The following is a 26,775-nucleotide window of genomic DNA, read 5'->3' as shown; positions in this document are numbered from 1 at the left end:
CAATGTACAAACGGGTACGACTCAAGGACACGGTGGAGGTGCCGCCGGCACACCTGGCGGACGTGACTCCACAGCGAGTGAAGGAGCTACTGCAGGACAAACTCGAGGGCCGTCTCGACGAGGACGCCGGCAGCGTCGTCAGCGTCGTCGAGGTCCACGACATCGGCGAGGGGTCGGTGCTCCCGAGTCGGCCGGGCGTCTACTACGAGGCGGAGTTCGACGCGCTGACGTTCGACCCGGAGATGCAGGAGGTCGTCGACGGCAGCGTGGTCGAGGTCGTCGAGTTCGGCGCGTTCGTCGGGATCGGTCCCGTCGACGGGCTGTTGCACGTCTCGCAGATCTCCGACGAGTACCTCGCGTACGACGGGGAGAACCAGCAGCTGGCCTCGACGGAGTCGAACCAGACGCTGGGCGTCGGCGACGACGTGCGCGTCCGGATCGTCACGAAGAGCATCGACGAGCGCAACCCACGCGACTCGAAGATCGGGTTGACCGCGAAGCAGCCGGGGTTGGGCAAACACGAGTGGCTGGAGTCCGACCGGCGGCGACGCGAGAACGAGGAAGCGGCGGCAGGTGACGCCTGATGGCGGAGGATCGTCTCGCCTGTCGCGAGTGTCACTACGTCAACGACCCCGACAGCCAGACGTGTGACAACTGCGGCTCCTCGTCGCTGACGGAAGACTGGGCGGGGTACGTGATCGTCCCCCACCCGGAGGAGTCCGAGATCGGCGAGGAGATGAACGTCGACAGTCCGGGCAGCTACGCGCTGAAGGTCCGATGACGACGGACGGCGGCCGCGGCGGTGACGGGACCACTCCGGACGATCCACTGTTGCGACTCCCGCAGTCGTTGCGCGCGGCGTTCAAAGAGCCGTTGGGCCCGGTGTACACGGACGCGGACGCGTTGCTGGCGGACGCCGCCGAGCCGATCCTCGCGGTCGGGGACGTGGTGACGGCCCACCTCCGCCGTGCGGGTCACACGCCACACCTCGCGCTCGTCGACGGGAAGACGGAACGGGAGGCCGTGAGCGAGGCGACGGCGGCGGCCCTCTCCGACGAGACGGCTCGTGTGCCGGTGACAAACCCGGCCGGGACGCTGACACGCGAACTCCTCGTGGCCGTGCGCGACGCGGTCGCGGGGACGGCGTCGACGGTGTTGCACGTCGAGGGCGAGGAGGACTTGGCGACACTCCCGGCACTGGTCGTCGCACCCGACGGTGCGAGCGTGGTGTACGGCCAGCCCGGCGAGGGGATGGTGCTCGTCGCGACCGACGAGGCACGCGACCGGGCACGCGATCTGCTCGGGCGGATGGACGGCGACACGGAGACGGCGCTGGCACTCCTGACGGACGAGTGACTGGCGACAACCGGTAACTGACGGCCGACCGACGGACGACGAGTGACCTACCTGACGGCCGACCGACGGACGACGAGTGACCTACCTGACGGCAGACCGACCAGACCGACTCGTTCCTCGCGGTGGATTCCCGTACTGTCGAAGCCGTTACGCTCGCTCGACGAACAGACGACGTGGTATCACAGTCCGGGCGTCGGCGAGCGCACGAACATTTACCACCCGACACGACCCACACGGGGTAACGGATGCGACGGGAGTCTCTCGCGGCCGGGGCGTTACTCTGTGTCGGGGTGGCGTTGGCGGCCGTCCAGGCGACGGCGTTCGACGGGGGAGTGACGACTGCGACACTGGTCCGTTCGGGACCGATGCTCGCGGTCGCCGGAGCGGTCGTCTACGGCGGCGCGTGGCTGTTACGCAACGGCGCGCCGGCCGGCGACGCCGACCGAATCCTCGCGTGGACACTCGGTGGTGGCGTCACCGTCGGTGCGGTCGTCGTCCTGGCGGCGATCGGTCGAGCGGTGCCGGCCGTCGGCGCGCTGGCCGTCGACGGTGCCACCGGCGGGGTGCTCGCGGGCCTGCTGGTCGGCCTGTACGACGCTCGTGGGCGAGCGCGACGCGAGGAGGTGGAGTCGTTCGCGCGGCGCGTGTCGGCGCTGAACCAGTACGGGAAGGCGCTCAACAACTCCGCGACCGTCGACGAGGTGAGTGCGTTGTGTGTCGAGGCCGTCGAGTACCTCGTGGCCGGTGACGGCGCGGCGTTCGTCCTCGTCGACGACGGAGCGACCGGTGTGTCGTCCGTGGCGGACGAGGTGTCCCCCGAGACGGACGGCGCACCGGCGGAGACCGACGGCGAGCGTGACGAGAGTTCGGCTGGGGGGACCGGCGGCCCCGCCGGCGAGGCGTCGGCGACCGGCGACGGGATCGACGAGGTGGACGTGACGGTCGTCGACAGCACGCTCCGTGGTGACGACGAGCTCCGGGTGTTGGAGGCGCTCGCACGCGACGTAGACACCGACGACGACGTGGAGGCGGTGCGGTACGCGGAGACGGACGTGAGCCTCGGCGCGGCGGACCCGGACGCGGCACTGGTGATCCCCGTCCCGACGCCCGGCGGGCGCGCGCTGATCGTCTCGCTGTCGACCGAGGCCGAACTGGCGTACGGCGACGACGACGTGGACCTCTTGGAGACGCTGGCGGCACACGTCTCGACGGCGCTCGACCACGTCGCCGCGAGCGGTGACCGACGCGCGCTCGCGGGCGGCGACAGTCGGCTCTGAGTCGTCACTCGCTCTCGTCGGTCGCTTCCTCGAGTGTGATCCCACGGTCGACGGCGTTGCGGAGCGCGTCCGAGCGGCCGTGACTCCCGGGTGCGATGGCGAGCGTCGCGAGTCCGTACTCGTTGGCGGCCTCGACGGCGGGCTTGAAGTCCGTGTCGCGGGAGGCGACGGCGATCGTCGCGGCGCGCCCCTCGGCGGCGAACCGGGCCACGTCGACCGCGAGACGTACGTCCACGTCCCCGCTGGTGGTGATCACGCGGTAGCCGCGCGCCTCCGCGGCTTGAATCAGCCCCGGTGGCGCGTGCTCGTCGAGGTACAGCCGTGTCGCGACGAGCGGCCCCGCGTCCGCCGCCGCCGCGCGTACGTCGTCCAGGTCCACGTCGAACTCGTCGCGCAACACGTTCGGTCCGTCGACGAACAGTGCGACTCCCTGTGGGACGCTGCCCGGCGGGTGTGGCCCGCCACGGTCGAGCGGTGAGACTACCGACTCGGTCGTCCCCGCGCCGCCGTCGCTCTCGACTTTCGCTTCCGGGTCCGCCGACGTGTAGGGGTCGTCCGCCGAGAGTGAGTCGCCGTCGTCGCCGACAGTCCGCTCGGTGTCGTCGTCACCGGCGGCTCTCCCGCCGTCCTCCGTCGAGGAGTCTCGGTCACCGCTCCCGAACAACCGCCGCAGCCACTCCATACACTTGGTGACCGACCGGCGGTGAAAAGGGCTCGCTGTCGCCGACGGCCGGCCCGCTCGAATCGCAATCAAGTAGTATATAATTCTAACGATTTATGATCGTAACTGCTTGGAACTTACTCGGGTGTTTCCGCAACACGCGTCTGAGACTCTCTCGCACGTTTGTTCGACGGGGTGTGAATACGATCGGAATACACCCAGTGCGAGGGTACTTCTACACTGCACTGTCTTATCCTCACACGTAATTCGTAAGTATCAAGTGCCAGCTTCGGAACTGGGAGTGTGTAGTATGTCAGAGAACGACAGGGGCATGTTGCGGCGTGGATTCCTGAAGACGACCGGTGCGGCTGCGGGGGCAGCCGCCGCGAGCGGAGTGGTGTCGGCGACACCCGGCCGGAAACCGGGGCCGAAGAAGGACGAGATCGTGGTCGGCGTCTCTGCGGCGGCGGACGCACTCGAGAAGGAGGTCGAGGCGGCGGTGCCGGGCAACGCCGAGGTCGTCCACTCGAACGAGTCGCTGCGGTACGCGGCCGTGAAGTTCCCGAGCCAGGCGGCGGACGTGGCCAAAGAGAACTTCATCGACAACGTGACGAAGCGCGAGCACGTCAAGTACGCCGAGCGGAACGCCACCTTCGAGACGTTGGCGACGGTGAACGATCCGGACGAGCCGAACCAGTCCTCGCTGGACCTGATCAACGCTCGTGCGGCGTGGGACACGACGTTCGGTTCCTCGGACGTGACGCTGGCCGTCATCGACACGGGGGTACAGTACAGCCACCCGGACCTCGACGGTAACTTCGGCAGCGACCCCGGCGAGGACTTCGCGGACAACGACGCCGACCCGGCGCCGGACGCGACCGACGAGTACCACGGTACGCACGTCGCCGGGATCGCGGGCGCGGAGACGGACAACGGCACCGGCGTCGCCGGCGTCAGTCAGTCCCAGCTCATCAGCGGTCGTGCGCTCGACGAGACGGGCGGCGGGTCGCTGACGGACATCGCGGACGCCGTCCAGTGGGCCGCAGACCAGGGCGCGGACGTGATCAACATGTCGCTGGGCGGCGGCGGCTACACGGACACGATGAAGAACGCCGTCTCGTACGCGAACAACAACGGCTCGACCATCGTCTGTGCGGCCGGGAACGACAGCGCGAACTCCGTCTCGTACCCGTCGGCCTACAGCGAGTGTATCTCCGTCTCCGCGGTCGACGCGAACGGGAACCTCGCCTCGTTCACCAACACGGGCGACAAGGTCGAGGTCGCGGCGCCCGGTGTCGACTACCTCTCGACGACGACGCAGGGCCGCGGCGAGTACGAGCGCCTCTCGGGCACCTCGATGGCCTCGCCGTGTGCGGCCGGTGTCGCGGCGCTCATCATCGACCAGTGGGGCACCGACAACGCGACGACGCGCGCCCACCTCAAGAACACGGCCGTCGACACGGGCCTGTCCGACACGGAGGAGGGCGCCGGCATCGTCGACGCACAGGCGGCCGTCGAGACCGACCCCGCCAACTCCGGTGGTGGCGGTGGCGGCGGTGGCGGCGGTGGTGGCGGCTCCACCACGACGACGGTGAACGACTCGTTGTCGAGTTACGCGGACTCGGACTGCTGGACGTACGCCTTCGAGTACTCCGACCCGTCGCAGGTCGTCTTGGAGCTGTCGGGGCCGGCCGGCGCGGACTTCGACCTGTTCGTCAACGACGGCTTCGCGGAGTGCCCGTCCTACGGCGACGCGGACTACTCGTCGTACACGACGGACAGCCAGGAGACGATCACCATCGACAACGTCGACACGTCGACGGACCTGTACGTCAGCGTCGACTCCTACTCGGGCAGCGGCGACTACACGCTGGACATCACCGAGTACGAGTGACGACCGGCTACCTCGACTTCGCGTGAGGCCGAGGCCGGATCGACCACCGAGACGGTCCACGCGGGCGGTGCCACGAGGGGGTTCGGGGCACCACCATACCGTGTCGCCGCGAGTCGCCTCGCGAGACGGCGACCCCGACGACACGACCGCCCGCGTCGCGGACGCTCGGTGACGCCCCGCGGCGGGGACCGAGCGCCTGCACGACCGCGCTCACTCTCATATCGCGACACCGCAGAGCCGTCGGCTCGTCGCTCGAACGGGGTGACGGCGTGGTGTCGGAGGGGGCGGCTGTCGAGTCACCGCGGGGGCCGCGGCCGTCGCGTCGCGGCGAAGGCTGGCGACGAACACAAGCGACAAGTCCACTCACCTCCCGCTATCGCCCGTCGCACCGACTGCCCGGATATCGGGTAGGGGCTCGTGTCCGGCTGGTCGGGCGACACGCGGGCCGTTTCCGTGACTAATCCTGTAAGTCGGCGACGGAACGGACGACCCGTTCGAGTTCCTCGCTACGTCCGATGTCGTACTCCTCCTCGAGTTCTCTGACAGCCGCTTCCAACTCCTCGACGAACTCTTCGTGCATCGTCGCTCTCGACGAGTATGTTCGCACATCGGAAAAAATGTGGTGTGGCAACACAGAAGAGCGGCGTCCAAACAAGGCCGGTACGTCCAGTGAGACGGGTGCCGAGACGCCGCGACCTGGAGGTCTCCGAGACTACACTGTCCTGCACAGCACCTCACCCCCCAGCCTCCTCCCTCGCGCGTTTCTCGCGCGCCATCCGCAACTCCCGGTTTATCCGAACACCGCCCGCTCACCGTCCCGTAGGACTTTACGGGAAGACGGGCCCAACCACTCACGATGACTGCAGCCTCGGGGATCGTCGGCGAGTTCATGTCGCTCAAGGGAGAGACGGACGCGGACCTCCTGGCGATGCAGTGTGGAGACTTCTACGAGTTCTTCGGCGACGACGCGGAGACGGTCGCGGACGAACTGGACCTGAAGGTGTCACAGAAGTCCTCGCACGGCTCGTCGTACCCGATGGCGGGGGTGCCGGTCGACGACCTCACGCCGTACCTGAAGTCGCTGGTCGAACGGGGCTACCGCGTCGCGGTCGCCGACCAGTACGAGACGGACGACGGACACGCCCGCGAGGTCGACCGCGTCGTCTCGCCCGGCACCGTCCTCGATCCGGACGACGCCGCCGCACGCTACCTCGCGGCCGTCGTCGTCGACGGCGGCGAGTACGTCACTCGGAGCGACGGCGACGACACGGGTGACGAGGACGGCCCCGCGTACGGACTCGCGTTCGCGGACGTGACCACCGGGCAGTTCCGTGCGGGACGCGTCCCGGACGCGGCGACGGCGACGGCCGCGATCCACCGCTTCGACCCGGTGGAGCTGTTGCCCGGGCCACACACGCGAGTCGAGGACCCGGTGGTGGAGGCCGTCACCGAGGAGACGGACACGACGGTGACGGTCCACGGCACCGACGCGTTCCAACCCGGCCGGGCACGCCACCGGGTGGACGACCAGTTCGGCGACGAGGCGACGACCGCCGTCGGGCTGGAGTCCGACGCGGCGGTGACGGCCGCGGGCGCGGTGCTCGCGTACGTCGACGACACGGGTGTCGGCGTGACGGAGTCGATGACGCGACTCGGGCCGCTGGACGCCGACGACCGGGTGACGCTGGACACGACCACCCGCCGGAACTTGGAACTCGTCGAGACGATGCAGGGGGAGCGGTCGGGGACGCTGCTGTCGACGGTCGACCACACGGAGACGGCCGCCGGCTCGCGGCTCCTCCGAGAGTGGCTCACCGCGCCGACCCAAGACCGCACCGAGATCGCCCGTCGGCTCGACGCCGTCGAGGCGCTGGCGGAGGCGCCGCTGGCACGCGACCGACTGCGCGACCTGCTGTCGGGGGCGGCGGACCTCGAACGACTCGCGGCACGCGCGACGAGCGGCTCCGCGGGCCCGCGGGACCTCGTGGCGGCCCGCGAGGCGCTGGGGCTGCTCCCGGAGTTGGCGGCGGCGGTCGCGGACACGCCGCTCGCGAACGGGCCGGTGGCGGACGCCTTGGCGGCACCCGACCAGTCCGCGGCGCGGGCGCTGTACGAGGAACTCGACGACGCCCTCGTCGCGGACCCGCCCGGCAGTCCGGGCGAGGGCGTGATCGCACGCGGCTACGACGCGGAGTTGGACGAGATCGTCGCCGACTACGAGGAGACGCGAGGGTGGCTCGACGACCTCGCCGAGCGGGAGGCGGACCGCCACGACCTCGCGCACGTCACCGTCGACCGCAACAAGACGGACGGCTACTACGTGCAGGTCGGGAAGTCGGCGGCGGACGGCGTCCCGGAGCACTACCGGGAGATCAAGACGCTGAAGAACTCCAAGCGGTTCGTCACCGACGAACTCGAGGAGCGCGAGCGGGAGGTGCTCCGCCTGGAGGAGGCCCGCGAGGAGGTGGAGTCGCGACTGTTCGCGGCAGTGCGCGACCGCGTGGCGGCCGACGCCGAACTGTTACAGGACGTGGGGCGGACGCTCGCGGAGGTGGACACCCTCGCCGCGTTGGCGGCGCACGCCGCGGACAACGACTGGGTGCGCCCGGAGTTGGCCGACGACCGGACACTCGACGTGCGTGCCGGCCGGCATCCGGTGGTCGAGCGGACGACGGACTTCGTCCCGAACGACCTCCGGATGGGGCCGGCGGTCGCGAGCCGGTCGGACGCCTCGGCCCACGACGCCCCACTCCGGGAGTTCCTGATCGTCACCGGGCCGAACATGAGCGGGAAGTCGACGTACATGCGGCAGTGCGCGCTGATCGTGTTGCTCGCGCAGGCGGGGAGTTTCGTCCCGGCGGCGGCGGCGACGGTGCCGGTCGTCGACGGGGTGTACACCCGCGTCGGCGCGCTCGACGAACTCGCGCAGGGGCGATCGACGTTCATGGTCGAGATGCAGGAACTGTCGAACATCCTCCACTCCGCGACGGAGGACTCGCTGGTGATCTTGGACGAGGTGGGTCGCGGGACGGCCACCTACGACGGTATCAGTATTGCGTGGGCGGCGACGGAGTACCTCCACAACGAGGTGCGCGCGAAGACGCTGTTCGCGACCCACTACCACGAGCTGACGAGTCTGGCGGACCACCTCCCGCGCGTCCACAACGTCCACGTCGCCGCCGAGGAGCGGGACGGGGAGGTGACGTTCCTCCGTCGGGTGCGCGACGGGCCGACGGATCGATCCTACGGCGTCCACGTCGCGGACCTCGCGGGCGTCCCCGAACCGGTGGTCGACCGCGCCGACGAGGTGTTGGGTCGCCTCCGCGAGGAGGAGGCGATCGAGGCCCGCGGCGGCGACGGCGGTGGCGACGGCGAGCCGACGCAGGCGGTGTTCGACCTCTCGGCCGGCGAGTTCGTCGGCGCGACGGACGCGAACGGTGGGCAGGCGGGTGGAGACGGGAAGCGAGCGGGTGCCGGCGGTGCTCGTGGTGGCGGTCGCGGCGACGGGGCGGCGACCGGGCGGGTGCCGAGCGACGGAGCGGTCGTCGACTCGGAGGCGGCGGCGATTCTCGAGGAGTTGACGGAGACGGACGTGACCGAGACGCCGCCCGTCGAGCTGGTCCAGCGGGTCCAGGAGTGGCAACGGGAGTTGGACGACGGGGAGTGACGGCGACGCCGCCGCCGGTGACAGTCCTCTCTCGGTGCTCGGTTGATCACGCCACCCCGTAAGAAACTCTACGTCGGAGACGAACAGTTGAACGTGGCACAACTCGTCTCCGAACCGACGGCACTGCTGATCACCCTCGGGTGCTCGCTGCTCGCACTCTGGACACTGCTGTGGGGGCCGACGCGACGAGCACTCCTCACGCTTCCGTCCAGTGGGGCGACGCTCGGACGCGGGGTGCTGTTCGTCGGGGCGACGCTCGTCTTCGGCGCCACGGCGGCACTCTTCGGTACGGGGGCACAGGTGGGTGACCAGTCGTCGGTGTACGCCGATGTCGGACGCCTCGGCGTCGCGTGTTACTGGCTCGGACTCCACGTCGCTGCGGCACCGGCCGTCGAGACGCTCACTCGAATCGAGTTTCCGACCGCTGGCGACGGCACACTCGCGGCGTTCGAGGCGATCGACGATCGGTTCCGCGCGTGGGTCGCACTACTGGAGGGTCACTACGGCGCCGTCAACTGGGGGGCGTTGGGGTTCCCGGTCGTCGCCGTCTCGGCACCGATCCTCGGGGTCTCACTGGGCGTCACGGGTGGACTCCTGTTGTACGGGGTCTGCGTGGCCTGGTCGACACTGTACGACACCACCCTCGACGAACCCGTGGCTGCGGCCGTCGACGAGGCGGCGCGCGGACGACAGGGGTCGTCCCCGCCACCGACAGAGTGAATTCGTCGGGCACGAACCGGGAGACAGATGCCAGACGCAGAGGACGGCGACGCGGCGCCCGGCGAGATCACGCCGCTCGACGACCGGACGGTCAGAGAGATCGCGGCCGGCGAGGTGGTCGAGCGGCCGGCCAGCGTCGTGAAGGAACTCGTCGAGAACGCCGTCGACGCCGACGCCGGACGCGTCGCCGTCGCCGTCGAGAACGGCGGGTTGGACGGGATCAGAGTGCGCGACGACGGACACGGCATCCCGCCGGACCAACTGCCGCGCGCCGTCGCCGAACACGCGACGAGCAAACTCGACGGGATCGACCAGTTGGACGCCGGGATCGGCAGTCTCGGCTTCCGCGGGGAGGCGTTGTACACCGTCGGCGCGGTCGCGCGGCTCACCGTCCGTTCGCGGACGCCGGACCGCGACGCGGGTGCGGAACTCGTCGTCGACCACGGGGAGACTGGGAGTGTCTCCCCCGCGGGCTGTCCGGTGGGGACGACGGTCACGGTGACGGAGTTGTTCGCCGAGACGCCGGCCAGGCGGAAGTTCCTCGGCGAGCCGGCGACGGAGTTCGACCGCATCAACGGCGTCGTCTCGGCGTACGCGTTGGCGAACCCGGACGTGGCCGTCTCGCTGGAACACGACGGCCGCGAGGTGTTCGCGACGCCCGGTGACGGCAACCGTCGGTCGGCGGTGTTGGCGGTGTACGGCCGCGAGGTCGCGGAGGCGATGGTGGACGTCGCGGCGACGCGGGAGGTGTCCGGACTGGGCGGCGAGTCCGACGCGACGATCCGCGTCCACGGGCTGGTCTCGGAACCGGAGACGACGCGTGCGAGTCGTTCGTACGTGACGACGTTCGTCGACGGGCGGTGGGTGCGGGACGCGGACCTGCGGTCGGCGGTCGTCGACGGCTACGGAGGCCAGTTGGCGGCCGACCGCTACCCGTTCGCCGTCGTGTTCGTCGCGGTGCCGCCGGCGGCGGTCGACGCCAACGTCCACCCGCGGAAGACGGAGGTGCGGTTCGACGAGGCGGCGGCCGTGTACGACACCGTCCGCGAGGCCGTCCGGGAGGGACTGCTGGACGCCGGGCTGCTCCGAACCTCCGCGCCACGCGGACAGTCCGCGCCCGAGGAGACGACGCTCGACCCCGAGGTGGTCGGCGGTGCGGGGACCGACCACGAACGCGCCGCCGCCGCCCGCCGCGAGACAGCGGGGTCGAGGGGCGTGGGTGGGTCCGACGAGTCGTCCGAGTCGCGGGAGTCGAGCGAGCCGTCCGAGTCGGGGGTGCCGAGCGAGTCGAGCGAGCCGTCACAGTCTCCCGACACGGCGACTGAGGGCGGCGTAGACGCCGGCGAGACCGGGGTAGAGACGGGAGACGCCGACGACGAAGGCGCGGGAGAGCCCACGACGACCGACACGGTGCTGGACGCGTGGCACGACGACGGGGCGTCCGACGGCGAAGCACGCGCGAGTGACGACGCCGAGGAGACGACCCCGACCGACGACGAGGCGAGCTCGGGTGACGGCGCCGAGTCACCGGAGCACCCCCGCAACGAGCCGGCGAGTGCCGCCGTCCAGCCGTCGCCACGCGAGTGGCAACGGAACACCGACGAGACCACCGCGTCCGACGGAGACCGCGAGGACGCAGAGCGGTCCGGACCGGACCGCCCCGACTCCGAGGCCGGATCGGAATCGAGCGACTCGGTGGCGACACCGAGCCAGTCGACCCTGACGGGCGGCGCGACCGACGAGCACCGCACCTACGACACACTCCCGGAGCTCCGGGTGTTGGGCCAGTACGACGAGACGTACCTGGTCTGTGAGACGGCTCGCGGACTCGTCTTGGTCGACCAACACGCGGCCGACGAGCGGGTGAACTACGAACGACTGCGTCGTGCGGTCGGGTTGGCCGACGCGGCGGACGAGAGTGGCGGAGACACTGCGGCCGCGGGAGACGACGGCGCCCCGGAGACCACCGACGGCGGTGGGACCGACGAGACGGCCGACCGCGACGGGACCGGTGACACGGCGAGTGAGGCCGACGACGAGTCCGAGACGGCGACGGACGCGATCACACCGGCGGTCCAGGCGCTGGCCTCGCCAGTCCGCGTCCCGCTGACGGCACGGGAGGCGGCGCTGTTCGACCGCTTCCGGGACGCGCTCGTCGCGGCCGGGTTCCACGCGGAACGGGCCGCCGACGACCGCGCAGTGCTCGTCACCGCCGTGCCGGCGGTGTTCGACGCCACGCTGGATCCGGACCTGCTCCGTGACACCCTCGTCTCCTTCGCCGAGGAGACGACCGGCGACGATCGCCCGGTCGAACGCGTCGCGGACGACCTCCTCGCGGATCTGGCGTGTTACCCCTCGATCACGGGGAACACGTCGCTGACCGACGGGTCTGCCGCCGACTTGCTGGCGGCGCTCGACGACTGCGAGAACCCCTACGCCTGTCCTCACGGCCGCCCGGTGCTCGTCGAGTTCGGCGCCGACGAGATCGACGCCCGGTTCGAACGCGACTACCCAGGCCACGGTTCACGGCGAGAGTGACGCGGGCGTGCTGCTGTGCCGGCCGATCTGCGACGACTCGTCGAGCGAAGCTGGTCGGCTCCCGCACCCGTCGGCGGTAAGTGGCTGCGCCGAGTAGCGCCGGTGTGACACTCACAGCGGACGACACCGGTGTGTACGCGCGCCAGTCCGACCGCCTCGACGGAGTCGTCCAGGTCGGCACCGCGAGCGGACGGGTGGTCGCGGTCTCGTTCCCGACCACGGTGCCCGACGACGCCGCGTCGGACGGGGCGGTGTTGGATCGACTGTTCGCGTACCTCGCCGGTGAGGAGGACGACTTCCGTGACGTGACGGTCGCGCTCACGGTCCCGACGGCCCAGCGTGCCGTCCTCGAGGCGGTCCGGAACGTCCCCTACGGCCAGACAGTGGACTTGGACCGGGTGGCGACGATGGCCGCCGGGATCGACCCGGACGACGAGGCGGATCGCGAGACGGTCCAGACGGCGCTGCGCGAGAACCCCGTCCCGATCCTCGTCCCGGACCACCGCGTCCGCGGATTCGCCGGCGCGACGCCGACGGCCGTCGCGTCGACGCTCCGCGAGATCGAGGGGATTCGGCTGTGACGCAGCGGCACCTGCGGCCCCGGTGTGACGGCGCTCGCTCGCGGCGGGTCGCGGTCGGCGGGGCCGCCGTCGCCCCGCGAGAACCGCAAGACGGCGTGGTCCTGTCGAACGGAAACGCTTAAACACTCCCTCCCGTTACGTGTGGATGCGCTCACCTGGGCCAATAGCTCAGTCAGGTTGAGCGCTCGGCTGATAACCGGGAGGTCCACGGTTCAAATCCGTGTTGGCCCACTCCCGTCGCGTCCACGCGGCGGGAACGCGGGGCTGTGCTCCCCAGCCACTCAACGTCACTCACCTCGACCAGCGACGGGTCTCTCGTGTCGAGCCCACCGACTCCACCCTGTAGTCGTGCGTCCGTCCCGCCGCTCACTCCTCCAGCCCGAACAACACCACGCCGACGGTGGCGACGGCGACGGTGATCCCGAGGAGGCCGGAGACGAACGACGGCAACACGGGTCTGACCAACACGGCGGCGATCAACAGACCCAGCAGTCCGACGATCCCGTCCAGTCGTGCCTGCAGTGCGTCGTCCATACCCGAACCCACCGACGGCACCCGGGTATCGTTTTCGCCTCCGTCACCTACCCGCCGACCCGAGCTCTCAACACGTCCGAGCGTCGACGGTGGCGAGACTACACGACCTCGGACGGCGCCGAAAGGGTGAAACTGGGGGCAGGCGTCGTGGTGGGTGTGAACGCGAGTGAACTGGTCGAGTACGGTGGGCTGATCGTGATGATACTCGCCGCACTGGCGGTCGCCGTCGGCGCGGCGATCCAAGTCCTGTGATCGTGCCAGTGGTCGCCGCTCTCGAGTCGCTCCGCCGATCGGTGCGGCGTCCGCCGGGCAGCCGTGCGACCCGACGCGAACGCCGGCGGGACCGAACGGCCCGACGCGAACGCCGGCGGGACCGAACGGCCCGACGCGAACGAAGGGGTCACGCGGCGAGACGAGACACGGACGGCGACGGCGGGGCGTCTCGCGACGGTGGCCGGTGGGCCAACCTTCATACGCGATGCGGCCGCACACCGAGTGAGATCACGCCGTGTCGGCCGTCGTCGAGACCCGGTCGCCGGTGAGAAGGTAGCATGACAGACACACGACGAGGCCCGTTCGCGCCCGAGGGACCGATCGGTGTGCTCCACGTCGACGACGACGAGTCGTTCGCCGAGACACTCGATCGCTTCCTCGCCGACGTGATCGGCGGGTTCAGTGTCCACCACGTCGAGACGGCAGAGGCGGCGCTCGACGCGCTCGACGACCTGGAGGACGCGGTCGACTGCGTCGTGAGCGACTACCAGATGGCGGGGATGGACGGCCTCGCGTTCTCGGAGGCGGTCCGCGAGCGGCGGCCGGACCTCCCGTTCGTCCTGCTCACGGCACGTGGCTCCGAGGCGGTCGCACGCGAGGCCGTCGAGGCGGCCGTGACGAGCTACCTCCCGAAGCGAGGTGATCGAGACGGGTTCCGCCGACTCGCCGAGCGGATCGAGGAGGCGGTCCGGGAGCGCCACGCCCGCGTCAGCCGCCGCGAGGTGTTCGACCGCGCGGGTGTCGGGCTCACGGTCAGGACCGTCGACGACGGCACCCTCCTGGCGGTCAACGACCGCTACTGCGAGATTCTCGGGTACGACCGCGAGACGCTGCTGTCGACACCCGTCGACGAACTCGTAGCCGACGAGACGGTCGCGGAGGCGGAGACAGACACGGAGGAAGTGTGGACGGAGACGGACGCGGGTGAGGCGCAGGCGGAGACGGACGCGGGTGAGGCGCAGGTGGAGACACCGACACCCGACGGCACACGGCGCCGGGCGGCGTTCGAGACGGCCGTCGCGGACGGCGCCGGTCGGGAGACGTGGCCGATCCGGGACGCCGACGGCGAGCGGGTGTGGCTGGACGTACGCTACGAGATCGCCGAGATCGGCGGCCGCGAGCGGGTCCTCGGGACGCTCCACGACGTGACCGCCCGGCGGCGACGCGAGCGGGAACTCCAGCGGGAGAAAGACCGGATCGAGGCGCTCCACGACGCGGCGACGCGGATCGAGGCCTGCGAGTCGTCCGAGGCGGTGTACGAGGAGATCGTCCGGGCCGCCGAACAGATTCTCGCGTTCGACATCGTAATCGCCGACTCCGTCGAGGACGGGGTGCTCGTCCCGGAGGCGATCTCCTCGGCGATCTCGGAGGACCAGTACTACGAGACCACGCCGATCGACGCCGAGGACAACATCGCTGCGGCGGTGTACCGCAGCGGCGAGCCGTCCGTCGTCGACGACATCTCGACGCGCGCGGCGACCCCGGCGAGTACGGAGTTCCACTCCGTGTTGACGGTCCCGATCGGCGACGTGGGGGTGTTCCAGGCGGTCTCGCGTGCGGTCGGCGCCTTCGACGACACGGATCTGGAGCTCGTCGAACTGCTCGTCGCACACGGTCGCGAGACGCTGTCGCGACTCGATCGCGAGCGGGAACTCCGCGAACGGACCGAGGCACTCCGTCGCGAGAAGGAGCGGTCGGAGGTGTTCGGCAGCGTCGTCTCCCACGACCTCCGGAACCCGCTGAACGTCGCGACGGGACACCTCGAGTTGGCACGCGAGACGCACGGCGACGACGAGCACCTCGCCGCGGTGGCGTCGGCGCTCGACCGGATGGAGGCGATCACCGAGGACGTACTCACACTGGCCCGCGAGGACGCGACCGTCGAGGAGACGGAGCCGGTGCAGTTGGCGGCGCTCGTGGCCGGCTGTTGGGACAACGTCGACACCCGGGAGGCGACGCTGTCGGTGGCAGTCCCCGAGGAGGCGACGCTAGCGGCCGACCCGCGGCGACTCCGACACGTCCTCGAGAACCTGTTCCGCAACGCCGTCGAACACGGGGCCGCGGACGTCCGGATCGAGGTCGGCCTGCTCGCGAACGGGGCCGGAGGGTGGGACGGGTTCTACGTCGCCGACGACGGCCCGGGGATTCCGTCGGCGGATCGCGACGCGGTGTTCGACCCCGGCTACTCGACCACGGAGGGAGGCACCGGCTTCGGACTCGCCATCGTCCAGCAGATGGCGGCCGCACACGGGTGGACGACGACCGCGACGGCCAGCGACGCCGGCGGCGCGCGCTTCGAGTTCGCCGACGCCGCCGTCACCCACCCGGACGCGTCACCCACCGACGACGAGACCCGGTGACACGCTCGAGAACGGGTGGCCGTGGCGAGTCGCGGGCGTCGCGTGGGACGACCAGTGTCGTGCCGTGTGGGACCGAGAGGTTGACAGTCGTACGCGTCCAACGCCGGCTATGACCGACGCGGGGGCGGCGGCCGACGACGGTGGCGGGAACACCTGGCTGACCAGAAGCGGACTCCTGTTGGCGGTGGTCCTGCTCGTCGGTGTCGCCGGCACCGGAATCGTCCGCCGACAGCTCGGGCTACTCGGCTACAACCAAGTGGGCCGCCTCGTCTTCCTGCTCGGGTACGGCGGCACCATCTTGATCGTCTGGTACGGCTGGCTCCGTCCACTCGACATCTCCGGTCCCTCCGACGAGGACGTGACGTACGGCGACGACGAGGAGTGACCGACGATCGGCGTCCGCGGAGGCGGGTGACTCGAGACGGAGCGCTCGCTCTCGGTCGCGCACGAACCACAACGGCTACGGGCGGGACCGGCGAGGTGTCCGACGTGACCGACGAGATCGAGGACGGCGAGGAGGGGACGCCGTCGAGTGCCGCCGACACGACCGCCACACGACCCGGGGAGCGACGGGACGGCTACGTCACGCCGGCGTGGGGTGGCCGCTGTTTCGCCCGGGTCCCCGGGACGGTCGGCGACGCGCTCGGCGTCGACGTGGGCCGCTCGCTCCCGCCCGAGACACTCCCCGACGGCTCCTTCGACCGCGTGGTGTTGCTACTGATCGACGGACTCGGACGCGACCGCTTCCACGACGCCCGCGAGTCCGTGTCGTTGTTCGACCGTCTCGCTCGTGCCGGGGAGACGACGGGGCTCACCTCCGTCTACCCCTCGGAGACGGCCGCGGCGATCACCACCGTCCACACCGGGCGGACGCCGTCGGAACACGGCCTGCTCGGGTGGAACCTCCACCTCCCGAGTGTCGGCCGCACCTGCCAGACGCTCCCGTTCGTGACGCGGCCCGCCGACGACGCGCGACGGGACGCGGCGGCGGCAGGTGCAGACCCGTGGACGGTCTCGCCCGCGGCGTTGGACCGCGAGGCACGCGACCTCGGCGAGGCGACGGACGGCGCCGTCGAGGGACGGACGCTGTTCGACGGCGACACCGTGTACCAGCGACTGGCAGAGCGAGGCGTGATCTGTCACACCGTCCAACCGTCTCGGATCGTCGGCGGCGGGTACGGGAGTCTCGCGACGCGGGGTGCCGAGAGCCACGGTGTCGACTCCGTCGCGGGGTTCGCCGTGGAGACGCGACGGCGGGTCGCGTCGCTCGCGGACGCCGACGAGCGGGGGTACGTGTACGCCTACTGGCCGAACGTCGACGGCGCGGCCCACGCCGAGGGGACGACCGCGGCGCCGTACCGCGCGGAACTGGCGGCTGTAGCCGGCGCCGTCGAGCGGGAACTGGACGTGCTCGCCGCCGACCTCGCCGGACCCGGCGGGGCGGCCGACGACACCCTGCTCCTCCTGACGGCAGACCACGGCCACCTCGACAGTGACCCGACCGCGAGCGTCGACCTGTCCTCGTACCCCGAGGTCTGGGACAACCTCGCGACACACGACGACGGACGCCCGGTGTTGCCGACCGGTGGACCGCGGAACCTCCACCTCCACCTCGCGGACGGCACCCGTGAGACGGTGCGAGCGGCACTCGACGACGCCCCGTTCGCGGCGCGGATCTACGACGGGGAGACCGCCGTCGACGAGGGGTTGTTCGGGCCGGGCGAGGTATCACCGAAGCTCCGCGAGCGCGTCGGCGACCTGGTGGTCGTCCCGCGCGAGGTCGGCGTCTGGTTCGGCGACGAGGGGCGGAAACTGGCGTTCGTCGGGCAACACGGCGGGCAACACCCGGACGAGATGGACGTGCCGTTTCTCGCGTGTTCCCTGTCGGAGTTCGCCGCGACGGCGTGATCGCGGACTGGTCGACCGTGGCCCGTTCACGGACTGGTCGACTCTGGCACGTGTGGTGAGTCGGTCTCGTCCCCGTGGCGTGTCCCGCGTGCCGGGATCGGAACGGAACGTTGATGAGACCCGGGGAGCGACGTTCGAGACGAGAATGCTCCCGTTACAGGTCATCGACAGTTTCCTGCTCGACTACAACGTCGGGCAGGCACTCCTGCTCGGGTTCGTGCTGTCGGTCGCGGCCGTGCTCCCGTTGAAGTCTCGGAAGGTGCTGTCACTGCTCGCGCTCACCTTCGGCGTCGTGTTCGTGCTCACGCCACAGAGTCTCGTCCCGATCCACTACCTCTTCCTCGGGCTCGCGCTGTTGGTCGTCTCCCCGTTGTTGTACGTCACCGCCAGCCGCTGACGACCCACACCACACGTTCGAGTCGGTACGACCGAGACACACCGGCGGGACGACCTCACCCGTCTGCCAGAACTCGTCGCTCTCGCACTCGGACTCCCTCTTCGACGGTCCACCACGCTCTCGACTACACTCGTCCACCCGAGATCACCACGCTCTCGACAGCACTCGTCTTCTCCCGAGATCACCACGCTCTCGACAGCACTCGTCTTCTCCCGACACACGCGACGCTCCGCGCGGTCGGACACGCTTTTACCCCGGGAGGGCGGTACTCGGTGACATGGTCACAGTCCGGGCCCCGGCGACGAGCGCGAACCTCGGGAGTGGGTTCGACACCTTCGGCGTCGCCTTGGAGACGCCGGCAGACGTGGTCCACGTCGAGCGGGCGGCGGAGACGACGATCTCCGTCACGGGGACCGGCGCGCGGTACATCCCGGAGACGCCCGCGGACAACACCGTCGGCGCGGTGGCGGCGGCGCTGGACGCTCCCGCACGGATCGAGATCGACAAGGGGGTCCGTCCGTCCTCCGGGATGGGGTCGTCGGCGGCCTCCGCGGCGGCCGCCGCGGTCGCGTTGAACGAACTGTACGATCGCGGGTACACGCGACGGGAGCTCGTCGCCGTCGCCGCCGAGGGAGAGGCGGTCGTCTCCGGGGCCGCACACGCCGACAACGTCGCCCCGGCGCTGCTCGGCGGGTTCACGATCACGCGCCCCGACGGCACCACGGTCGTGGACGCGTCGCTCCGGTTGGTCGTCGGACTCCCCGAGGATCCGATCTCGACGCGCGACGCCCGCGAGGCGGTGCCGGAGTCGCTGTCGCTCGCCGACCACGTCGAGACGGTCCGTAACGCGGCGACGCTCGCGGTGGGGATGTGTCGCTCCGATCCCCACCTCGTCGGTCGCGGGCTCGACGATCCGGTCGTCACACCGGCGCGCGCGGCGCTCGTCGAGGGGTACGAGCGCGCCCGCCGCGAGGCGCTGTCGGCGGGCGCGACCGGCGTGACGGTGAGCGGTGCCGGACCGTCGGTGGTGGCCGTCACCACGTCGGACCGGCAACGCGCGGTGGCGTCGGCGCTCGTCGACGGGTTCGACGCGGCCGGCGTCGACGCGCGGGCGTTCCGCAGCGGCGTCGGTGACGGCGCGCGGATTCTCGACCGGTAACGGCGTGTGAGCGGACGCAGTCGGGTGGCGACGAGCGTCGGCCAGCGGAAGCGTCGCGGATCCGACTCGCCGTCTCCCCGCGCACGCCGCTCACCGTCTGTCCGTCACACCACTCGCTCTGCGAGGAACGAGCACAATACTCACTCTGCGGGGAACGACCCGTCGAGGAACCGCTCGCGTGTCTCCGGGTCCGGTACCGGACACCGGTCCTTCCGCCCGAACACGCGGTAGCGGTGGTCCGCGACCATGTCGTAGGCGGCGTTCCGGATCGGTTCCGGCACCGCCTCGAGCACGCTCGCGGCCGGGAGCGGCGCGTCGAGGTACCGCGCCACCCGCAGGGCTGCGTCGGACTTCCGCCAGTACCGCTCGCCCTCCAGCAACACGACGGAGTCGAGCGTGTCCGTCGGCAACCCGACGTGGTCCAACAGTGCGCGTCCGACGGGTGACTGCAACGGCGCGAACGACACCCGTCCGGTACTGTCGTGGTCGACGACGAACCGCACGGTCCCGTTACACAGGTTGCAGACGCCGTCGAACAGCAGGATCGGGCCGTCGACGGCCGCCAACACCGACTCGGCGTCGACCGCGGCCGCCCCTGCCTCGTCCGACGTGCCGCGCTCGGCTCCCGACCCGCCGCCCACGGAGTCTGTGTCGTCTGTCACGACCACTCGTAAGCGCGCGGTCGGCTTCAACGACTCGCCGTCGGAGACGACCCCGTCGCTCCGCACCGTCACGGGTCGTGATCCGCCGCGACCGACGGGGTTTTGTTGTGATCCGCCGCGACCGACGGGGTTTTGCTCGGTACGGCCCGAAGCGCCGGTATGCGACGAGACCGACCGCGTCGCCTCCGGACGGACGGGCTCCGCCCGCTCGTCTCGGAGACGACACTCTCGCCGACGGACCTCATCGCGCCCGTGTTCGTCGACGCGACGACGGACGAGCGCGTCCCCATCGAGTCGATGCCGGGCCACGAGCGCGTGCCGGTCGCGGAGGCGGTGGCACGCGTCGAGGAGATTCGCGAGACGGGTGTCGAGGCGGTGATCCTCTTCGGCGTCCCCGAGTCGAAAGACGAGCGCGGGTCGCGCGCCTACGCCGAGGACGGGGTGGTCCAGCGCGCGACGCGACGAATCGCCGCCGAGACGGACGCGTACGTGATCACCGACGTGTGTCTCTGCGAGTACACGGACCACGGCCACTGTGGCGTGTTGGAACCGGACGCCGCCTCCGACCCCACGCTCACCGTCGACAACGACGAGACGCTCGACCTGCTGCGTCGGACCGCCGTCTCGCACGCCGAGGCGGGCGCAGACATGGTCGCTCCATCGTCGATGACGGACGGGATGGTGGCGGCGATCCGCGAGGGACTCGACGAGGCGGGTCACGAGTCGGTGGCGATCACGAGCTACGCCGCGAAGTACGAGTCGGCGTTCTACGGCCCGTTCCGGGACGCGGCGGACGGCGCACCCGCGTTCGGTGACCGGCGACACTACCAGATGGACCCCGCGAACGCCCGCGAGGCGCGCCGCGAAGTCCGTCTCGACGACGCCGAGGGCGCGGACGTGTTGATGGTGAAACCCGCGCTCCCGTACCTCGACGTGGTGGCGGCGACACGCGAGGAGACGGACCGGCCGGTCGCGGCGTACAACGTCAGCGGGGAGTACGCGATGTTACACGCCGCCGCCGACCGCGGGTGGCTCGACCTCGCGGCGACCGCCCACGAGTCGCTCCTCTCGATCAAGCGGGCCGGCGCGGACCTGATCCTCACCTACTTCGCCGAGGACGTGGCCGAACGGCTGTGAACTGCCGGTCGAGTCGGTCGACCGACTCGACCCCCACTCCCGTGTCGAACCACGGTTTAAGTACGGAGCCGACCCAGTACCGGTAGATGACCCTGGGCGAAGTCGACCCCGACCCGTCGCCGGAGACGCCGCCGGTCCCCGAGCTCGCGGACCGTGCGGCGGCGTGTGCCGAGCGACTGGCGGCCGCGGACGAGGTGTTGCTCGCGTCGCACATCGACGCCGACGGGCTGACGAGCGCCGCGGTCGCCTCGACCGCGCTGCGGCGCGCCGGGCTGCCGTTCGAGACGACGTTCTTCGACCAACTGGACGAGGCCGCGGTCGCGCAGGTGGCCGCGACCGACTACGACACCGTCCTGTTCACCGACTTCGGCAGCGGCCAGTTGGACGCCATCGTCCCCCACGAGGCGGCAGGTGCGTTCACGCCGGTGATCGCGGACCACCACCAGCCCGCCGACGCCGAGACGGAGTTCCACCTCAATCCACTCCTCGTGGGACTCGACGGCGCCTCGGAGCTGTCCGGTGCCGGCGCGGCGTACGTGCTCGCCCGGGCGTTGGAGGACGCGGCCGGCTCCCCGGCGACGACCGCGCCGCGGGCGGACGGCGGGACGACCGCCCTCGCCGGCGGACCGACCGCGGGCCCGCCGCCGACGGACAACCGCGACCTGGCGGGGTTGGCCGTCGTCGGGGCGGTCGGAGACATGCAAGACTCCGACGGGGGGTTGACCGGCGCGAACCGGCGGATCGTCGCCGAGGGCGTCGCGGCCGGGGTCCTCGAAGAACAGACGGACATCGCGATGTACGGCCGCCAGACGCGTCCGTTGCCGAAACTGTTCGAGTACGCGAGCGACGTGCGGATTCCCGGGATCTCGAACGACGAACACGGGGCGATCGAGTTCCTCCAGGAGACCGGGGTCGACCTGAAGGTCGACGACGAGTGGCGCCGGTGGGTGGACCTGGACGGCGACGAGCGCCAGACCGTGGCGAGCGCGCTGTTGCGGCGCGCGGTCGCGTCCGGTGTCCCCTCCGACCAGGTCGAGCAGTTGATCGGGACGACGTACGTCCTCGCGGACGAGGAGCCGGGGACGGAGTTACGTGACGTGAGCGAGTTCTCGACGCTGTTGAACGCCACCGCGCGCTACGAGCGCGCCGATGTGGGACTGGCGGTGTGTCTCGGCGACCGCGACGCGGCGCTGGAACGGGCGCGGACGCTGTTGCGGCAACACCGCCGGAACCTCTCGGAGGGTGTCGAGTTGGTCCAGACGGAGGGCGTGACGACGGCGGATCACGTCCAGTGGTTCGACGCCGGCACACGGATCAGAGAGACGATCGTCGGGATCGTCGCCGGAATGGCGATGGGGGGTGACGGCATCTCGCGCTCGCGACCGATCCTGGCGTTCGCGGAGAAGACGGAGTCGGAGGTGAAGGTGTCCGCCCGTGGGACACACCGACTCGTCCGCCGTGGACTGGACCTCTCGACCGTGATGAGCGAGGCCGCCGCGGCGGTCGACGGGGAAGGCGGCGGGCACGACGTGGCCGCGGGGGCGACGATCCCGGCCGAGAGCCGGGACGCGTTCCTCGCGCGCGTCGACGAGATCGTCGGGCGCCAACTCGGCGACGACTCTGTGTCGACCGAGTGAGTCCGACGTGTGGCCGTACCGGCACCGGCCGGCGTCAGTCGCCGTCGGGCTCGGCGTCCTCGCCGATCTCGCGGAAGAGGAGACGGTAGTCGTCCGGCGAGAACGCGGTCGAGAGGTCGTCGAGTTCCGACTGGAGCGACCGGATGCGGTCGAGCAGTTCGTGGTACTCGGCGCTGCCGTCCAACTCGGCGGCGGTCCGTTCCGTCTCCAGCAACGACCGCTTGGTGACGAGCGAGGCGAGCTCCTGGAGCGTGTCGTCGTACTCGGCACGCGTCTCCAGCCGCGAGACCACGTCGCGGATGTCGTCGCGGGTCGCGGGCTTCACCAGGTAGAGGTCGAACCCCATCTCGACGATGTCCGTGTCGGGTTCGACTGCGGTGACCATCGCGACGCGACAGTCGAGTCCGCGGTCGCGGATCTCCGCGAGCACGTCTGCGCCGGGCCTGTCCGGCAGGCGCCGGTCCAACAGCACCGCGTCCGTCTCGGGACCGACGACCGACAGCGCCTCCTCGCCCGTCTCGGCGATGGCCACCTCGTAGTCGTCCACGAGGTAGCTCCGGTACAGCTCCGCCACCTGCGGCTCGTCCTCGACGACGAGTACGCTCCGAGTCACGGTGGACCCGCCCCCGACAGTCGCGTCCCGTCGGCTCTCATATACTCTCACTGCGCCGATTCGACTATTAAAGCTGTCGCACACACCGACCGTCTCCCCGACGACCGCACACCACCGTCCTCCGTCGGACCGGGCGATCCGTCGCCGGGACACTCCATCGTACGATCCGTCGCCGGGACACTCCGTCGTACGATCCGTCGCCGGGACACTCCGTCGTCGTGGTCGCCCCCCGACGGGACGGCGGTCCACCGTGACCCATCGGACGGTCCACGACACAACTATTTACCGGTGGGCCGCCGAACTGGACGTACATGGTCGAGACGGTCGAGACAGGCGTCACGGGACTGGACGAGATTCTCAACGGTGGGTTGGTGAAAGACTCGACGGTACTCGTCAGCGGGAACCCCGGCACCGGGAAGAGTCTCTTCGGGATCCAGTACCTCCACACTGGGGTGAGCGAACACGACGAACGCGGCATCTACATCTCCTTCGAGGAGGACGCCGAGGCGATCCGAGAGGCAGCGACCTCTATCGGCTTCGACGACTTCGACGAGATGGTCGAGGCCGGCGACATCAAGATCTACGACAAGACGGAGATGCTCAGAGAGAGCGACTTCAACGCGACGCTCGACACCCTACTGGAGGACTTCGCCGACACGAGCTACGACCGACTCGTGTTGGACTCGCTGACGATGTTCCAGTTGTTCTTCGACGACGAGGCCGAGGAGCGCACGTACCTGTTGAAGTTCTCCGACATCCTCAAACGGAACGGACTCACGTCGCTGTTGATCAACGAACAGGGTGCGGTGTTCCCCGAGACGGAGATCGGGCTGGAGAACTTCCTGACCGACGGGAACATCTACCTCATACAGACGCCGACGGAAGACGGCGTCAACCGCTACGCGTGGGTCGCGAAGATGCGGAAACAGGACATCGACACGGACATCTTCCCGATGGAGATCGCCGAGGGCGGCCTCACCGTCTACGACAAGGCCAGTGGCTTCTCGATGATGGGCGGGGACGACCCGGCCGCTGGCTTCTGATCGGCCGTCCGAGTCGTACCCGGTCGTCCCGGTGACGAGCTCACCCTTCGGTCATCGTCCGCCACACCTGGTCCAGTTTGTTCTGAACCTCGGATCGCTCCTCGAGTTCGACGTCGAGTCCGTCTCTGAACGTCACCTCGATCGAGTCGACACACCGCCGGTACACCTTGATCCGCCGGTGTTCGTCCGACAACGGCCGGTCGTGGAGTTCGAGGAGATCCGTCTCCTCGAGTTCGTTGATCCGTCGGTAACAGGTGGCGATCGGAACTTCCAGTTCGTCCGACAGTTCCTGTGCCGACTTCGGTTCCCCGGTGGCGTCCAGAATCTCCGGGTTGTACTTGTTCCCCAGCACCTGGATGATCTCCTCGTCTTCCTCGGCCATTCGGTATCGGATTTGATGTCGAGAGGTAAAACACTGGCGCCACCGCTGACGGCGGCTGTGGCCGGTCTGTCGCACCTCTGTCCGACAGTTATCAGCTCTGATCTTCGCGAAACACATTCGTCTCCCGCGGCCGGACTCGTTCGGGATCGGTGAGTCGTTCGTCGACTGCCCACACGCGGTCCACCTGTGGACCGTCGACGGGACGTGTCCGATCACCGAGACGACGACACGTGGTCGTTCGAGTCGCGGTCGGGCTCGGGACCGGTCTCTGCGACGTGTGCCGCGTGGAGTTCGGCGAACGCCGCCCGCTCGGCGCGCTCGCTGCGGGCGACGCCCTGCGAGATCCGGGTCGATCCGTCGTCGCCGACGAGCCCACGGACACGTCGCACGGCGTCGTGTGGTCGCTCCGCGAGCTCCCGAGCGACGGCCAGCGGCTCCTCGACGACACGCGAGACGAGTCCCGCCTCGCGTGCGGTCTCGGCGTCGACGACGCGTCCGGAGAGGAGCATGTCGGCCGCGAGCGAGGGGCCGACGATCGCCGGGAGCCGGTGTGTCCCGCCCCACGCGCCGAACAGTCCGTGGTCGATGCCGGACTCGGCGAAGCTCGCGTCCGGGGTCGCCACGCGGAGGTCACAGGCGAGTGCCAACTCGACGCCGCCGCCGCGTGCTGGCCCGTCGACACCGGCGATCACGACGGGCTCCGCCGTCTCGATAGTGCGTGCCACTCGCTGCCCGTGTGCGGCGAACGCGGCCGGGTCCGCGAGGTCTCGAACCACGCCGAGGTCGGCCCCGGCACAGAACGCGGACCCGGCGCCGGTCACCACGACCACGGGTGTGGTGGCCGCGGTGACGGCTCTCGCGAGTGCGTCGAGGTCGGCGGGGCGGACGGCGTTGCGGGCGTCGGGGCGATCGAGACACACCCGACGGACGCCGGGTGCGGGGTCGCTCGTCCGGATCACGTCTGGCGGTGGCCCGCGGTTTCCAAAGGTCTTTGCCCGTCCCTGCGCTAACTGGACTACAATGGACGACGCCGTGCGGGTCCGCGAGGCCGCCGAGGAGGCGCTGGCCGACATCGAACCGGCCGGACTCCACGACACCCTCCGTCGCCGGCTCGCCGACTCCGAGATGACCCCGGGCGTGTTGACCCTCCGGAGCGCCCGCGCGCTCGCCCCGGACCGGGAGACGCTCGCGATCGCCGAACGCGCCGCGGGCGTCCAGCTGATCTACGAGGGGCTCCGCCTCACGCGGCGACTCTCGCACGACCCGCCGTGGGCCGCGCTCGACGGTACCACGGACGAGGGGCTGTCGACGGACGGTGCGGGAGCGGCCGCGGAGTCGTCGGCGGACTCGGTGACGGACCTGGACGGGGCGGGCGACTCGACGACGAGCGCCGAGGCAGCGGTCGACCCGACGGCAGATCCGAACGGGGTGGCCGATCCAGCGGCGGACCCGACGGCGGCGGCGCGGGTCACCCCCGACGGGGACGCCATCGCGGCGGATCTGGGCGTGCTCGCGGCGGACGTGTTCGTCGCCCGCGGCTTCTACCTGCTGGCGCGGACGGAGGCGGCCCACGACGCCGTCGAGGTGGTGCGCCGGTTCGGGCGCGACCAGACGCTCCGCCGCTCGGCCGCGGACCCGACGGAACTCGACCGCGAGTTGGAGGCAGACGTGTTCGAACTCGCGGTCGTCGCCGGCAGCTCGGCGGTCACCGGCGACGCGCCGGACGGCCTCCGCTCGTACGCCGCCGGCCTGGCGCGCGACGCCGAGGGGCTCCCGCCGGTCCACGCGCTGCCGGAGTCGGCGCCCGACCGGATCGCCGCCATCGCGGACGACGACCGCGTCGCCTCCTCCGCCGACTCCTGAGGCGGAGACGAGTCGGCTCGACGCTACTCCTCGCGGTGTGTCTCGTGTTCCTCAACGTGTTCCAGTGGTCCGTAGGACCTCATCTCGTTCGAGGACGGGCGTCTCTCTCGACG

General features: G+C 70.4%; 25 protein-coding genes and 1 tRNA gene. 19 read left to right on the top strand and 7 right to left on the bottom strand.

The window, feature by feature from the left end; translation table 11 throughout:
- The first annotated feature begins 2 nt into the window (after positions 1-2).
- From RYH80_RS05990 to RYH80_RS05975, 4 genes are all read left to right on the top strand, one after another.
- Positions 3-584, top strand: coding sequence for a DNA-directed RNA polymerase (locus RYH80_RS05990; protein WP_370902940.1), 582 nt, complete (start codon positions 3-5; stop codon positions 582-584).
- Positions 584-781 (top strand): transcription elongation factor subunit Spt4, encoded by a 198-nt coding sequence (gene spt4, locus RYH80_RS05985; protein ID WP_370902939.1) that lies wholly within the window; start codon positions 584-586, stop codon positions 779-781. The genes RYH80_RS05990 and spt4 overlap by 1 nt, the downstream gene beginning before the upstream one ends.
- Positions 778-1,356: a GTP-dependent dephospho-CoA kinase family protein gene (locus RYH80_RS05980; RefSeq protein ID WP_370902938.1), complete on the top strand. Its 579-nt coding sequence runs from the start codon at positions 778-780 to the stop codon at positions 1,354-1,356. Before spt4 ends, RYH80_RS05980 begins: the two co-directional genes overlap by 4 nt.
- 245 nt (positions 1,357-1,601) lie before the next feature.
- Entirely contained in the window at positions 1,602-2,633 is a 1,032-nt protein-coding gene (locus RYH80_RS05975) for a hypothetical protein (protein WP_370902937.1), read from the top strand.
- Positions 2,634-2,637: 4 nt separating this feature from the next.
- On the opposite strand, the gene RYH80_RS05970 is transcribed toward RYH80_RS05975, so the two are convergent.
- On the bottom strand, positions 2,638-3,054 hold the full coding sequence (locus RYH80_RS05970) for an NYN domain-containing protein (RefSeq protein ID WP_370904665.1): 417 nt from the start codon (positions 3,052-3,054) through the stop codon (positions 2,638-2,640).
- 550 nt (positions 3,055-3,604) lie between these two features.
- Between RYH80_RS05970 and RYH80_RS05965 the strand changes: the two genes are divergently transcribed.
- Complete coding sequence (locus tag RYH80_RS05965) at positions 3,605-5,188, top strand: S8 family peptidase (RefSeq protein ID WP_370902936.1); 1,584 nt, start codon at positions 3,605-3,607, stop codon at positions 5,186-5,188.
- Positions 5,189-5,645: 457 nt separating this feature from the next.
- On the opposite strand, the gene RYH80_RS05960 is transcribed toward RYH80_RS05965, so the two are convergent.
- Positions 5,646-5,768: a hypothetical protein gene (locus tag RYH80_RS05960; RefSeq protein WP_370902935.1), complete on the bottom strand. Its 123-nt coding sequence runs from the start codon at positions 5,766-5,768 to the stop codon at positions 5,646-5,648.
- 276 nt (positions 5,769-6,044) lie between these two features.
- Between RYH80_RS05960 and mutS the strand changes: the two genes are divergently transcribed.
- The 5 genes from mutS to RYH80_RS05935 all read left to right on the top strand — a co-directional run bounded on the left by mutS (position 6,045) and on the right by RYH80_RS05935 (position 12,925).
- On the top strand, positions 6,045-8,855 hold the full coding sequence (mutS, locus tag RYH80_RS05955) for a DNA mismatch repair protein MutS (RefSeq protein ID WP_370902934.1): 2,811 nt from the start codon (positions 6,045-6,047) through the stop codon (positions 8,853-8,855).
- A 93-nt stretch (positions 8,856-8,948) separates the two neighbouring features.
- Positions 8,949-9,575, top strand: coding sequence for a hypothetical protein (locus tag RYH80_RS05950; protein WP_370902933.1), 627 nt, complete (start codon positions 8,949-8,951; stop codon positions 9,573-9,575).
- A 27-nt stretch (positions 9,576-9,602) separates the two neighbouring features.
- Positions 9,603-12,113, top strand: coding sequence for a DNA mismatch repair endonuclease MutL (gene mutL / locus RYH80_RS05945; RefSeq protein ID WP_370902932.1), 2,511 nt, complete (start codon positions 9,603-9,605; stop codon positions 12,111-12,113).
- A 104-nt stretch (positions 12,114-12,217) separates the two neighbouring features.
- Complete coding sequence (locus RYH80_RS05940; RefSeq protein ID WP_370902931.1) at positions 12,218-12,694, top strand: MGMT family protein; 477 nt, start codon at positions 12,218-12,220, stop codon at positions 12,692-12,694.
- Positions 12,695-12,851: 157 nt separating this feature from the next.
- Positions 12,852-12,925 (top strand) — tRNA-Ile (locus tag RYH80_RS05935).
- A gap of 135 nt (positions 12,926-13,060) precedes the next feature.
- On the opposite strand, the gene RYH80_RS05930 is transcribed toward RYH80_RS05935, so the two are convergent.
- Positions 13,061-13,228, bottom strand: a complete 168-nt coding sequence (locus RYH80_RS05930; RefSeq protein ID WP_370902930.1) for a hypothetical protein — start codon at positions 13,226-13,228, stop codon at positions 13,061-13,063.
- Positions 13,229-13,779: 551 nt separating this feature from the next.
- Here RYH80_RS05930 and RYH80_RS05925 point away from each other — a divergent pair.
- The 5 genes from RYH80_RS05925 (at position 13,780) to RYH80_RS05905 (ending at position 19,325) form a co-directional block, all read left to right on the top strand.
- Positions 13,780-15,861 carry a hybrid sensor histidine kinase/response regulator gene (locus tag RYH80_RS05925; RefSeq protein ID WP_370902929.1) on the top strand — a complete coding sequence of 694 codons (2,082 nt, stop codon included), beginning with the start codon at positions 13,780-13,782 and terminating at the stop codon, positions 15,859-15,861.
- A 109-nt stretch (positions 15,862-15,970) separates the two neighbouring features.
- The gene (locus RYH80_RS05920; RefSeq protein WP_370902928.1) at positions 15,971-16,246 is read left to right on the top strand and encodes a DUF7996 family protein; all 276 of its coding nucleotides are present in this window, start codon (positions 15,971-15,973) and stop codon (positions 16,244-16,246) included.
- A gap of 104 nt (positions 16,247-16,350) precedes the next feature.
- Positions 16,351-17,769 (top strand): alkaline phosphatase family protein, encoded by a 1,419-nt coding sequence (locus RYH80_RS05915; protein ID WP_370902927.1) that lies wholly within the window; start codon positions 16,351-16,353, stop codon positions 17,767-17,769.
- Between the two features lie 145 nt (positions 17,770-17,914).
- A complete protein-coding gene (locus RYH80_RS05910; protein WP_370902926.1) occupies positions 17,915-18,166 on the top strand; it encodes a DUF8006 family protein in 252 nt (83 codons plus the stop codon).
- A gap of 277 nt (positions 18,167-18,443) precedes the next feature.
- A complete protein-coding gene (locus RYH80_RS05905) occupies positions 18,444-19,325 on the top strand; it encodes a homoserine kinase (protein WP_370902925.1) in 882 nt (293 codons plus the stop codon).
- 140 nt (positions 19,326-19,465) lie between these two features.
- On the opposite strand, the gene RYH80_RS05900 is transcribed toward RYH80_RS05905, so the two are convergent.
- Positions 19,466-19,987, bottom strand: coding sequence for a thiol-disulfide oxidoreductase DCC family protein (locus RYH80_RS05900; RefSeq protein WP_370902924.1), 522 nt, complete (start codon positions 19,985-19,987; stop codon positions 19,466-19,468).
- A 159-nt stretch (positions 19,988-20,146) separates the two neighbouring features.
- Here RYH80_RS05900 and hemB point away from each other — a divergent pair, with 159 nt between their 5' ends.
- Together hemB and recJ are read left to right on the top strand one after the other, a co-directional pair.
- Entirely contained in the window at positions 20,147-21,124 is a 978-nt protein-coding gene (hemB, locus tag RYH80_RS05895) for a porphobilinogen synthase (protein ID WP_370902923.1), read from the top strand.
- An 86-nt stretch (positions 21,125-21,210) separates the two neighbouring features.
- Positions 21,211-22,761: a RecJ family nuclease gene (recJ, locus tag RYH80_RS05890; protein WP_370902922.1), complete on the top strand. Its 1,551-nt coding sequence runs from the start codon at positions 21,211-21,213 to the stop codon at positions 22,759-22,761.
- 34 nt (positions 22,762-22,795) lie between these two features.
- Here the strand turns inward: recJ and RYH80_RS05885 are convergent, their stop codons facing one another.
- Positions 22,796-23,374 (bottom strand): HalX domain-containing protein, encoded by a 579-nt coding sequence (locus tag RYH80_RS05885; RefSeq protein WP_370902921.1) that lies wholly within the window; start codon positions 23,372-23,374, stop codon positions 22,796-22,798.
- 311 nt (positions 23,375-23,685) lie between these two features.
- Between RYH80_RS05885 and RYH80_RS05880 the strand changes: the two genes are divergently transcribed.
- A complete protein-coding gene (locus RYH80_RS05880; RefSeq protein WP_370902920.1) occupies positions 23,686-24,417 on the top strand; it encodes an RAD55 family ATPase in 732 nt (243 codons plus the stop codon).
- A gap of 40 nt (positions 24,418-24,457) precedes the next feature.
- Here the strand turns inward: RYH80_RS05880 and RYH80_RS05875 are convergent, their stop codons facing one another.
- Positions 24,458-24,799: a helix-turn-helix domain-containing protein gene (locus RYH80_RS05875; protein ID WP_370902919.1), complete on the bottom strand. Its 342-nt coding sequence runs from the start codon at positions 24,797-24,799 to the stop codon at positions 24,458-24,460.
- 212 nt (positions 24,800-25,011) lie between these two features.
- A complete protein-coding gene (locus RYH80_RS05870; RefSeq protein WP_370902918.1) occupies positions 25,012-25,758 on the bottom strand; it encodes an enoyl-CoA hydratase/isomerase family protein in 747 nt (248 codons plus the stop codon).
- Between the two features lie 61 nt (positions 25,759-25,819).
- On the opposite strand from RYH80_RS05870, the gene RYH80_RS05865 reads away from it, so the two are divergent.
- Positions 25,820-26,662 carry a DUF7114 family protein gene (locus RYH80_RS05865; protein WP_370902917.1) on the top strand — a complete coding sequence of 281 codons (843 nt, stop codon included), beginning with the start codon at positions 25,820-25,822 and terminating at the stop codon, positions 26,660-26,662.
- Positions 26,663-26,775: the final 113 nt, after the last annotated feature.

This window comes from Halobaculum sp. MBLA0147, from assembly GCF_041361345.1.
Lineage (GTDB): Archaea > Halobacteriota > Halobacteria > Halobacteriales > Haloferacaceae > JAHENP01.
This window is presented reverse-complemented; position numbering and strand designations above follow the sequence as displayed.